Below are 11,798 nucleotides of genomic sequence, written 5' to 3' on the forward strand. Positions count from 1 at the left end.
CGTCTATAGGTACAATGCGCTTGCGCCACTAAGCTCTGTGCCGCCCAAGAATAATAAAAAGCACGCCACAAAACGGAACGACGGGAGGGAGGCTTGTCCGACCGACCCAATAAATCTAAGCCCAACCACTTAGAGTGGAGGGCGTAGCCTGCGGAGCCCGACCAGTAAATAAATGGGCAACCTACTGTGGAGTGACTGGTGTGCTAAAATGCCTCCCTTGCGGCACAGAGCGAAATCCGGATCGCCGAAGGCAACCGCTGGGAGCGTAGCGAAGTGAAGCGACCTCTTGCTTTCCCGAATGCCCCGGTGGTAATCCACGGGGGCACGAAAAAGGATTAACCCCACAGAAAGGCGGTGCTTTGCACTGCCGAGCTATCGCGGTCAGCCAAGTACTATTCCTTGGTTTCTTGTTCTGGGCTCTGCCCCTCCTAATTGTCCGGGCATCTGCTTTTTATTCGGTCTTGTGTCTTTGTTTGTCTTGCTGTTCGGAAAAAGCGCAGGCTGGCGACCCCCGGCGATCGCCATCATATTTTTGCTTTGCTGTAATTTAGTTAGGGGGGCGCGCCGGAGCGCTCCTTTAAAAAATGGGAGCGAAGCGACCCAATAAATAGACCCCACAATTATCTTCCTCGGTTGCCGATCTTTCCAGGAGCCGGGAGAGCGAAGCGAACCGGGCGGACTATGTTTGTAGCGATTGAGGTTTCCGCACATCCGAATCTAGTAACAATGCCGAAGGCAACTGCTTTTCTTTTCCATTGGCGATCGCCAACTAACCCCTAGTAATTTTTGAAGCCCATCTTTTTTGCCCCCACTCGGGGGGCCGCTAGTCGGTGGCTCTAGGCCTTGATAGTTAGCTTTCGTCCGGCGGGGTGGTGGGGAGGCAGTAAAAAAAGGGAGGGACGACGACCATAAAGTGCCGGGAACCACATCTTTATTCTTGCCTTCCTGATATCAAAGTTTATTCTTTTTTCTTGGTTTAAATGAAACTATAAATATGCTCAAATTTATAGGAATTATATTAATTGCTGCATTGGTAGGCTATGCTTTTGGTGTTATGGCTGCAATCTTCATTGTCAATAATTTCTCTACTAATGTTCAGGACAAACCCTTGGAATTAGCGATGACCTCAATCTTTTTCTTTGGCCCAGTGGGAGCTTTGATAGGATTGACTATTGCAGTTGTGTATCAACTTTTACACGGATATTTATAATTTCTTTATATCCCTTATAAAAAATCCGTTTAAAAAATCTTAATTGCGTCTTTGAAATATATGATTGATTATGAATAGATAGCCTACAACATCCTCAATGCACGGTGGTAATCCACGGTGCCATCAAATTTAAACCCCACAGAAAGCCGGGCTTTAGCTGGGCGGACTTTGCTTCCCATCAGTAACCAGCAAAAATTTTTGGCGATCGCCATTAAACCCCCAGTAAATTTTGCCTGAATAGGGGTTATTACAGAAAAGGGAAAAAACTGTACGTTAAGCCCAAAACCCTTTTTATATATAGGTTCCAGCCCCAAGTGAATTATTTTACACGTATCTCGGCACGGTGGGGAAATGTCCGCTAAATCTGACTGTTGGCGATCACTGTAAACCCCTAGTAATTTTTGAGCTATTATCTTTCGTCCAATGTATGGGGTTGTTATTCCCTGGAACTCCAATGTCCGCTCAATACCTTAATGGTCGGGTCGAGGTGGATTTCCTCATCTTCCATTAGGGCAAGTGCCTCATCATCTAAATTGATGGCCCCCAACATAAGGATCAAAGGACTAGAGATTATGCTGGCGATCGCCATTGATATTTTGATTGACTGCTGACAGATGACACGCTACGATCTAGCTAACAAAACCCGCCAAGGCTAGTGTGTCAACATCCTCAAATAGGCGGGTTACTCTCTTTCGGGGTGGATGTCACGACCTTTCTCAAAACTGCCCAAAACTCTTGATGAACAACTGAGTTTACTAAAGTCAAGGAGGATGCTCATCGAGGATCATGAGCAAGCAAAATTTTACTTAAAACATCTAAACTATTATCGATTAAGGGCTTATTGGCTATTTTTTGAGACAGACTCAACATCCCATCAGTTTCGGGAAGGGACTCGATTTCAGGATGTTCTAGATTTATACATTTTTGACAGAGAGTTTCGCTTACTGATACTTGATGCTATAGAACGAATTGAGGTCTCTATTCGTAGCCAATGGGCCTATCATTTGGCACATCTTCATGGTTCCCATGCTCATCTTGATCAAAACTTATTTGATCGTCGTTTTTGGCAACGGAACTTAAATGATTTAATGAGAGAAGTTAATCGTTCTGAAGAAGATTTTGTCCAGCATTTTCAACAGACTTATACTGAACCGTTACCCCCTGTTTGGGTTGTTTGTGAAGTGATGTCTTTTGGATTATTATCTCGATGGTTTAAAACGATTCGATTTGCTGGCACAAGAGCGGCTATCGCCACCACCTATAACCTTCGAGCAAATTTTCTTGAATCTTGGCTACACCACCTTGCGATGATTCGGAATACCTGCGCCCATCACTCCCGTCTATGGAATAGAGAATTTACAGTTGTCCCTATCTTAATTACGAGTCCTAGACAATCTTTAAGCAATGATTTTGTAAGCAATTCACGCAATATTTACAATACCTTAGTGATTTTACTTTATCTTATGGATCAGGTTGCACCAAGTCATAAATGGGGTAAGGAATTAAAGGGTTTAATTTATACTTGTCCTCAGTCCTTATCTGCAATGGGATTTCCTAACGATTGGGATAGTCGGCAGATTTGGCAGAGATAGGATGTAATCTACTTTTTTCATTCAGGAGGAACAATATTTCAACAATTCTAACTGTTACCAAATTCATCCGTTGCTTTCCTCCTGTTTGTTCTATTTGTGCTAGGAGTTCGCCATTAAACCCCTAGTAAAAACTTTCAGATCGCCATACATCCAATGCACGGTGGTAATCCACGGTGCCATCAAACATAGACCCCACAGAAAGCCGCGCTTTAGCCGGGCGGACTTTGTTTGTCATCAGTAATCAACTGGCTCTCACCGAAAAAATTGTACAAGGTCATCCAGGAATATAACGATTTGTGTAAAGCTGCTTTATCTCTAACCATAAATTAATGGTTTTACTTAGAGTAAGAACTAGGTTTCGGAAAGCCCCCTCGGATAACAACCACAACAATTACGATTGTAGACTGGCCAGTCTGATGAGGAAATATCTCGATATCATTTTCTACAACGCCGACCGGTGCAGATTTTCGTGATGATTCGAGTATAGATAATACCCCGATTCGCTTTCCTAGCCCGATTGCATAAGCAGCTGTCTGATTGAAGAATTTGGAGAAATCCTTCGGAAAGAGAACTTTGCTGTTCTCGACTTTTAATTCGATCGGGATGTCTCGGAATGTGAGATCAGTAATCCCCCCCGCTGCTTCAGGGTGGCCTTGTAAGTGCTTACCGATATCATTACGATTCTGAAGCATTTCACTGACTTTGTTTTGGAATTGTCGCTCTGACGTACCAGTCTCGAATAAGCCTTGTTTCAGAGCTTGGGCAGCAATATTACCTAATCCACCAAGAATTAGCATTGTGTTAGCTACATCATCCGGATGTAAACCAGGAAAATTTCTTAACTTGTTACGAATGCTAAGGAGATGCCGATCAACACTTGAAAATCCAGTCAAAGGGTTTGAAGCAACATCACTGCCCTCCAAAAGCAGACGGCGGTGCCCTACAACTGCAACATCTCGGCAATTGCTCGTGTCGTCAAACTCAACCGCGTAAAGGAACTCGTATGGTCTTGAGCCGAACGAATGAGCCACTTCCAGAATCGCCCGACTGGTACCAGTAAAAATGAACGGGTCATTCCCTTCTGGTTTCTCGAATCGGAAACTAGGCAACCAATCCTGCTCTCGGCTGTCTACAGTTATAGGTGTTAATGAGAGAACATGTGCATGTGTAGGCCAATTTGCAACCCTAACTTCTATCGTAAGGTCGTAATATGTCCCTGGCTTAAGGTAGTTCCAGTGCTTAGCTGGTTCTCCATCAATATCAAATTTTAAGAATGCTACGGTCGTTTCGAATTTTTCGGGCTCTTCTAAATTAGGAACGCGAAAATCCTCAAAACTACGATCCTGAGGATTAGCAAACAATGGTAGTGGCAAGCTCCATTGTTTCAACTGATTCTGTATAACGGTCAATTCGTGCATGTTTTGGAGACTTTCAACTTGACCCAAAAACATTTTCAGGCGTTCATCGGTAGTGAATTTAAAAGACTTGTCAACCTCTGATGCTCTTAGTTTCGCCGAATTCAAGAACCTTTGAGAATCTGGTTCAGCATTTCGAATGGCATGTTTCCACTCAGCCAAGATCACAAAGATGGAAATAGCAGTATGATATGCACGATATTGATCCTCAACATCACCTTGACCGAGTTGGGAGATTATTTCCTCAAGCTTTAAACAAGCTATTTTTAGGTGCTCAAAATCATGTGGTGTAGGTTCCAGAGACCCTGTAAGTGCTGAAGCAGCCTCAGCTCTCCAAGAAAAGGCTTGGTGGAAAATCTCGAAGTTTGGCTCTTTTCTCATTCTCTTTCTCCAAGTCAGACAGAAGGCTTCTCCATTGTTCAGTCAGTTCTGGAAACGCATCTCCGCTTCCTATTGCGTGTTCAATTGCGGAAGACACGGCAACTAAAGCTACTTCAAGTCGCCATTGTTCATTTCGGTCTTCTTTTGGAATATTGGCCAGAAGTTCCTTTAAACAGTAGCTTGCAGCGGAATGATTTCCCGCTTTGGTCAATGCAGTAGCATACAGCAGAATCTCGACAAAGTCCTCTGGCTTAAATGGTTTGAGAGCATTAAAAGCTGTTTTGATGTCATCTTGACAATTTTGAAGCTCTGCTTGTGGGGCTTTTAAGATTGTGGTTACGCAGTCGTCTATGGAAATGGAACGAGTATAGTCATCTCGAATTGATTTCAGTGCCACCTTTACGAATCCAGGAACATCTACAAAGCAATAGTGCAATTGATCAACGGCATGATACAGTGCGCTTCCTTCCAGGCTGAGCAAAATTCCCAAGAGAAGTTTGCCAAATTCTCCCTTTCTTTCTTCAGGCGAAAGGCACAGTGAAGCAAAGACATCAATACAGTCTACAACGAAGTCCTCTTGCTTTCTTTCCTGGGAGTAGCAAACAATCAGATTTAAGAGGCTGAGTTTGATAAGGCTCCGCTTCTTTTCAGGGAATGACCTATGCCTTAGAGACCGGACAGCTGACTTATGCACAATGACATATGGGTCTGTTAGCAATACAGAAAATGCTTCAAAGAATAGATCAGGAAAGTTCTTCACCAATTTTAATGGTACATCTTCCCATGCCTTCAGGGCACTGGCGCGAACCAGACTGCTCTCGTCCATAAGTGCACTATACCAATCGGGGAGCACTAATGTCAGGCTTTCGACTCCGGTCAATAGTTTTGAAATATGGACTATCATCTTGGCACGCATTTGCGTTTGATTTTTGGGCAATCTCTCGTACAGATCTAAGAATTCCTCAATTCCTTCTCGCCCCTTAGATTTTGCTCCAATTGCAGCCCACTGGATTAGGGCTTCCTGCAAATTATCAATTGCTGTGCGTTTGTTATTTCTATCCAGTTGAGCTAGCCAATCGTCAATTAGTTCCAAAGAATTTTCTGCCCCAACTTGCTCATACTTCTCGCTAAGAGTAGCCGCTGCACCGATGAGGTCATCAAAATGTTCAATTGCAAGCTGAGCAAACTCTTCCCGAGAGTGTCTAAGGAACTGCCCCGCATTATCCATCCTGTTTTCTGGGCTTTCTATAGCAGCCCAAAGCAATCTTCTAAAAGCAATCCTTTGAGCTGTTCCTATATGTGCTTTTTCCCGATATCGGAATTTAAGTACAGAGCTATAGGTTCTATGGGCTTCTTCTCTTGCTACATCGTCCTTGTCTTTAAGGAAAAGTTGAATGATTTTGTCCGTTTCTTCGGGGAAGTGTTCAAGACATCTTGATGCCGCGACCCGAAGATAGTGAAGCATTCTGCCATCTTGCCGCTCTTCTGGGAATAGGGTTCGTCTTCGCATTAGCTTAGCGAAGATGCTTCTGGCATAACTTGAAAGGAGTTTGTCATCATCAGTTGCAAGGATGATTTCAACGGCCGCACTAATTTTCCACGAGTTAGCGTTACGAATTAGCGTATCTACAATCGTATAAATATCAGCACTCCTTTTCTGAAAAAGTGAATGAATTGGCGCAGAATCAAGACAATTTGATTCACTTTCCCATACATGCAATCCGGGCGGTAGGCCTAAAGCCATCGATACAAAGCGGTGCAGAACTGTGTCTAGTTCGTCTCGGGAAAGCTTTTCGGCTTTTGCTAGAACTACTTCGACAGCTGTAGTTGATTTTTCGTTATTACCCAGCAAGCGCACCGCCACCGAAAGTTTTTCATCAGGTTCCAACGGTGTCCTAAGCAGAGCTTTTGCCGCAGACATCGAATACGGTAGGTCATCAGAAACCACTGCTGGCAGAATATGTTCAATAACTTTTCTGGTGAATGTCTCAGGGGCAAGGTTTGCCAGTTGTTCCAAACGCGGATCGTCCCTTGCTATATCTTCCTGGTCAAGCTCATCCAATAGGTCAAGCACAAAGTTCTCTTCTAGAGAAAGCTCGTAGCGAAGCACTGCTCGTTGTTCCCGCCTGTCGCTCTGCTGCTTTACTCTCTCTCTTTGTTGTTCTGCGCGTTCATTTCTTCGCTCTTCGGCAGCTTTTTCCCGTGGGTCAACAAACTCCATTATGTTAGGAAAACCTACCGGAGTTCTTTCTGTGCAACCTTTACAATTATTCTGATAGAAATCGTAGGCTGCATCTTCGAGCAACCAACAATACATCGAGTTTTTCTTGGAGAATTTGCACTGGACACCCATGTAACCAATTGGCAAACCACTAGCTTCTTCAATTATTCCCCTGCCTGGAGACCTGACAAACTCGGCATACAAACACCAGTTAATTAGGAGCTTTTTCGTCCGAAGATTGCGCTTACCTGCTTCTATAGCATCCTTATAGCTTTCTTCAAAGTTGTCCATTTTACAAATACGAAGAGACTACAATTTTAAGTTAAATTAGGAAGAAGTTTGTTGTCTTCATAGAAGTAGCTACCGTTAATTTAGCTCTCTTTTTATCCCGAATCAACTTTTAGATAATATTTACGACAATCTTCACTCGTTCTGGCTAAAAAATGATTAAGTGGCAATCGCCAACCAACCTCTAGTAATTTATCCAGTCTTTGCCTTCTTGCCCGACTTGCGAGGACGCCGGTCAATATCCTGGGTATTGTATAGTTAGCTCTCATCCGGCGGGGTGGGAGTGGGGAGGCAGTAAAAAAAGGGAGAGACGATGACCATAAAGTGCCGGGAACTAAAAGTGTCTTGTTTTCTTTATTCGTAAAATTCAGGGGACTACACTAGAATTTCTGGAACTGAGTATCGTTAATGATTATCTGCGTAATACTTTATTCTTATTCTTGATTGTCTTTTTCAATTTCCCATCGGATCGCAGTCATTACCATGTGATAAACATTAAAAATAAAAGATTGAAGAAGCATCAATGAATAAAAAAACCATGTTCCTACTACGATTATACTTATCCCTGCTAGGAAGCGTTTGGTTTCTAAAAAATTGTCTTTACCAGCGATTAATTCTACTATTATTGATATAAATCCTGAAGTTTGCCCTAGTAATTGAATTAGCAGACATAATATAGCAAATCCTAGATAAACAATAAAAACATACATTAGCGTAAAAAAGTTATATTTTAAATAACTCAACCCACTCTTTTCATGTTTTGTTTTGGCCATTGTTATGAATAAACTCTTATCATTAACACTGGCAAAAATCGTAAATCCAGCTATCAGAAAACCTAATATACCAGCAGAAAAGTTAAAGCCAAGTTCTGACCATTTTCTTGTTTTTTCTAACAAAGAAATAGAAGTTTCAGTTGAAGTAAATGCATAAACTATCAACATTGTAAAAATAGCTAAAGTTGAAAAGTTGTTGATTTTATTTTTTGGTAACTTAGAACGACTTGCTTTATATATATCAAGCAAGCCAATTTCTTTTGTAATATCATCAGGGCTGAATTTATCCATTCTATTAAGAACTTCCATTTAGCTTATTCCAAAGTTGCTTTATTTTATCTGAAATATTATCTCTACTCTCCCCTATGTGAATAATTCCTTGATCAACTAAATTTTGAAAAATTTCGTAACCACTGTTTGCAATCCCCGAAATAGTTTGAGAAATTTCTTCCTCTGTAAGATGAGATTTAACCTTGAAGTTTTGATTACTTCCTTCTAACTCGTTGCCTTGTCTATCTTTTCCTTTAAGTTTAATTTTTAAAATACCTTGACTTAATGCTGACTCAAGCTGTCGAGTTACTGCACCTTTTGAAAGACCATCTTTACCATTGTTATGAGTAATGGTTGTTGTATTAGAATTAGCTTCTTCTTTGATTTTTTTTGCTTGTTTAAAAAATTCATTGTTGTCCAGTTCATTATTTGTTGTCAGTAGCTTAATTTCTACGGTTTTAAGTAAACTGTACTGATTTATAAATTCGCTAATGGACTCCTCACTAGTTAACGAAACTATTTCTAAACTTGGATTACCATACTGTCTATATAACTCAGTTTTTGTTATTCTTCTATGCTGATTTTGTTGATGAAGTTCATCAATAAAATGATGATATTTTTCCTTGATAAACTTTCCAATAGTTGTTTGAAAAGCTAATAAACTTGGAGCATATGAAGTTTCACTAAAATAAATAAGTCTATGATTATTTAAAATAAGAATAAATACTGCTGAAGGAGATGTATGAAGAGAACTATTATCTTTTATAAGTTCATTATTTTCCTCATCAAAAACTTGCTCTCTTTTGACGACTGTATTCTTGATATATCGTCCAACAATACAAAGTACGGGATTTTCTAAGTTTCCAAAATTTAAAATTTCTACATCATGAAAAAAGTGCGTTGTTTCACCATAAGCTCTTTCTAATCCTGAGTTGAAAGCAGGAATAACAATTTCTTCAACAAAATCTATAAGAACATGTTCTTGTCCAAATCTTAAAATAAAGTTAGCAAACTCTAACTCACCTTTTTTAGGCATATTCCTGCAATACTCTCCCCTTTAAGCATAAGAATTTCAAAACTTTATATCTTAGTCTTTTAGAGATTAAGTTATTATGTTAGCATAATTCCAAATTTCCACAGCTACCGCATGAAAGAAGTTTGTATGTTACTGACGCTAAATCGTAGCTGTGATTGCAAAAATGTCGCTACTTTGTTGGGACATTAAGACTTTAGCGTTAATCGCTAAATTCCCTCTTTCCTATTTATTCCGCTTCCGCCAATCCCAAGGGCGTTCAGCATCCCCATTAGCCCAAACCCCAGCTTTGTTGGAAATTGCCTCCTGCTCCAGGAATTCATACTGTTCTGCATTCTCAGGGCATGACCTCCTATGGCCTTCATAGTAGTGGGCCATTCCAGCAAAAACCATTTCTCCATTAACCCCCACCTCAAGTCCCGGTGTGTCAGTCTTGGCAAAGACCTCTGCCACACTCCTGCCATATTGATCCTTTTCAGCAATTACTAAAATCACTTCCTGATTATCCGTCAACATTCCTCTTAAATAATCCCGTGCTTCAATTCCACCAGCTTGTTTAATTTCCGGGCTATCAATACAAGCTAACCTGATTTTAATTTCCTCGTTGGTCACATCAGCCACCGCCCGAAAGGTATCCCCATCATGGACAGAGCCAGGCTTAACCCGCCAAGTTTTATTGGGAGTTCGGTTTTGGGTGACCATGGTATTAGAGGCCATCTCCTGCATTTGCTCCTGACTGCAAGCAGTAATCATGGTGGTGCATAGAGATAGGATTAGCCAAATATTTTTGCCCATAATGTTACCGAATAAAATCTGGCAATTATAAACGTCCAAGCTGTAATTGATGCAAAAAATAAAGCAAAAAGTAATGCCATAAATCGTTAACAAAAAGAGCATTGACAAAAAGAGAGGGACATATAAAATAGCCCCACTCAATGACACTCCCTGCAATTATGAAATACAAACTACTTCCTAGTCTAGCGTTGGTGACGCTGGGCATAACGGCGATCGCCCCTGGAGCTTTTGCCAACCCAACAGTGGGGCGCGAAACCCGCACCGGGGACATATACGTTTCCGGTTTGGGTAGTTATCAATCCATCAAAGGGGAATATTCATCCCTGCCCAGATCCACCAACAAAAACGCTAACGAGTGCGGTGTGATCAAACTAAGTGGTTCTTCCGCCAGCTTGCCCATAAATGCCGGAGATACTTTCAAACTCAATGGAGGTACGGACATTGCCTTTAACTCTTTGGTGGTGGAAGCAGAGCCAAAATGTTCCAACGGTGTGCTGGTGGGTAATCCTACTCCATCCGCCACCCTGAAAGATTCCAACGGTAACGTTTACTTCACTGGCCTGACCCCCTACAGCTCCAATGTGGTCACCTACAACAATGCCCCTACCCTGCGGAGTGTAAAGGCCTCCACCTGTGGCACAGCCCGATTCTCCAACTCCGGCAAATACGTGGTGACCTCCGGCTCTTTGACCATCACTGATTCCGCTACGGGCTCAACCATATTAACTATTGCCGACGTGGGAGCCATGACCGCCGTTTCCGGTGGGCCCATCTGCCGTAATGGTGCCACTTTCACCACCGCCGATTGGCCATCTCCCTAATGCCGTTTGCCCAGGACTCCTCACTAGGGTTCTTAATCCCCCCGTCCATAGGCTTCCTCCCTTATGAAGGGGGGTTGGGGGGGATATTTCTTCATTTGCCGCGGGCTTTTTTAATTTGATATTGCATCCCCTTTTTTCTATGAAATTGTTACTCGCTTTAACGTTGGGGTTCTTTTATGTTCTTCCTATCCTTGCCCAAGCCCCTGAAATGCCGGAAGAACCTGCCCCATTGGAAGACGCAACTATGGAGCCGATGCCTGATATTACTCTGCCTCCTGAGCCTCCAACCCCCAGTGGCAAGGGCCCAAACTGAAGACAATCCCCATGATTCCCTCAGTCTTTACGACAAGTATGACGATGGTGCGGAGGTGATTACTTTCACCGGCTTGGAACCCCATACCTACTACGAATTTACTGACCTGGGTGGGGGTTACATTGCCAAAGCCACCACCAACCATTGCAGTATGATGACCGTCAAAGTACCGAAAAAATACCCCTTGGCCAGTCAGCCTTATGGTGGCCATGACAGTGGCATTTGGAACACAGGTAGATTGGTCAACGGCACAGCTTTCTTTTGGCGGAACCGACCGGATTGGGACAACATAGTTGCGGCTGGTACTGGGGCTGATATGACTCTGCCCGACCACCAGATTAATTGCGCTTACATTGTGGGGCGATTTTCTTGGTTTGCCAAACTGAAAGACAACGTACTGATTTTCTATGCCGCTGACCGGGATATTCCCCCCAACTCGACCTTTTTTGTCCGCTTAGATGGGGGAGGGCCAGTGCCATGGAAATTCAGCCAAAGAAAGAAATCTAACGCCTGTGGCCACGTAGCTTTCAAATATTACTGGAGACTAACCGCCAGCACCAAAAAGCCCGGTTATGACTTGGACTATGCCGATGGGTTTGAGTTGCGCAAAAATAACGTCTTGGTGAGAAATTATAGCTGGGCAGATTGGTATAGATGGACACCCCGCCCCATTTGTAGCAAGGGCA

At 42.5% G+C, this 11,798-nt stretch carries 10 protein-coding genes; 4 read left to right on the top strand and 6 right to left on the bottom strand.

Annotated elements, in window-relative coordinates; genetic code table 11:
- Positions 1-994: 994 nt before the first annotated feature.
- Positions 995-1,210 (top strand): hypothetical protein, encoded by a 216-nt coding sequence (locus IQ219_RS09340; RefSeq protein ID WP_194072422.1) that lies wholly within the window; start codon positions 995-997, stop codon positions 1,208-1,210.
- Positions 1,211-1,646: 436 nt separating this feature from the next.
- Here the strand turns inward: IQ219_RS09340 and IQ219_RS09345 are convergent, their stop codons facing one another.
- Positions 1,647-1,799 carry a hypothetical protein gene (locus IQ219_RS09345; protein ID WP_194072423.1) on the bottom strand — a complete coding sequence of 51 codons (153 nt, stop codon included), beginning with the start codon at positions 1,797-1,799 and terminating at the stop codon, positions 1,647-1,649.
- 181 nt (positions 1,800-1,980) lie between these two features.
- On the opposite strand from IQ219_RS09345, the gene IQ219_RS09350 reads away from it, so the two are divergent.
- Entirely contained in the window at positions 1,981-2,802 is an 822-nt protein-coding gene (locus tag IQ219_RS09350) for an Abi family protein (protein ID WP_228016867.1), read from the top strand.
- Positions 2,803-3,137: 335 nt separating this feature from the next.
- Here IQ219_RS09350 and IQ219_RS09355 read toward each other — a convergent pair whose 3' ends face one another.
- The 5 genes from IQ219_RS09355 to IQ219_RS09375 all read right to left on the bottom strand — a co-directional run bounded on the left by IQ219_RS09355 (position 3,138) and on the right by IQ219_RS09375 (position 10,080).
- Complete coding sequence (locus tag IQ219_RS09355) at positions 3,138-4,598, bottom strand: hypothetical protein (protein WP_194072425.1); 1,461 nt, start codon at positions 4,596-4,598, stop codon at positions 3,138-3,140.
- Positions 4,543-7,110: a hypothetical protein gene (locus IQ219_RS09360; RefSeq protein WP_194072426.1), complete on the bottom strand. Its 2,568-nt coding sequence runs from the start codon at positions 7,108-7,110 to the stop codon at positions 4,543-4,545. Before IQ219_RS09360 ends, IQ219_RS09355 begins: the two co-directional genes overlap by 56 nt.
- Before the next feature lie 431 nt (positions 7,111-7,541).
- Positions 7,542-8,189, bottom strand: a complete 648-nt coding sequence (locus IQ219_RS09365) for a hypothetical protein (RefSeq protein WP_194072427.1) — start codon at positions 8,187-8,189, stop codon at positions 7,542-7,544.
- The gene (locus IQ219_RS09370) at positions 8,176-9,186 is read right to left on the bottom strand and encodes a hypothetical protein (protein WP_194072428.1); all 1,011 of its coding nucleotides are present in this window, start codon (positions 9,184-9,186) and stop codon (positions 8,176-8,178) included. Before IQ219_RS09370 ends, IQ219_RS09365 begins: the two co-directional genes overlap by 14 nt.
- A 222-nt stretch (positions 9,187-9,408) precedes the next feature.
- The gene (locus IQ219_RS09375) at positions 9,409-10,080 is read right to left on the bottom strand and encodes a thermonuclease family protein (protein WP_228016869.1); all 672 of its coding nucleotides are present in this window, start codon (positions 10,078-10,080) and stop codon (positions 9,409-9,411) included.
- A 56-nt stretch (positions 10,081-10,136) separates the two neighbouring features.
- Between IQ219_RS09375 and IQ219_RS20085 the strand changes: the two genes are divergently transcribed.
- Both IQ219_RS20085 and IQ219_RS09385 read left to right on the top strand, forming a co-directional pair.
- Positions 10,137-10,799, top strand: a complete 663-nt coding sequence (locus IQ219_RS20085) for a hypothetical protein (RefSeq protein ID WP_228016871.1) — start codon at positions 10,137-10,139, stop codon at positions 10,797-10,799.
- Positions 10,800-11,092: 293 nt separating this feature from the next.
- A partial coding sequence (locus IQ219_RS09385; protein ID WP_194072429.1) for a hypothetical protein occupies positions 11,093-11,798 on the top strand: 706 nt, incomplete at its 3' end.

It is taken from the genome of Synechocystis sp. LEGE 06083, assembly GCF_015207725.1.
Taxonomy (GTDB): Bacteria; Cyanobacteriota; Cyanobacteriia; order Cyanobacteriales; family Microcystaceae; genus Synechocystis; species Synechocystis salina.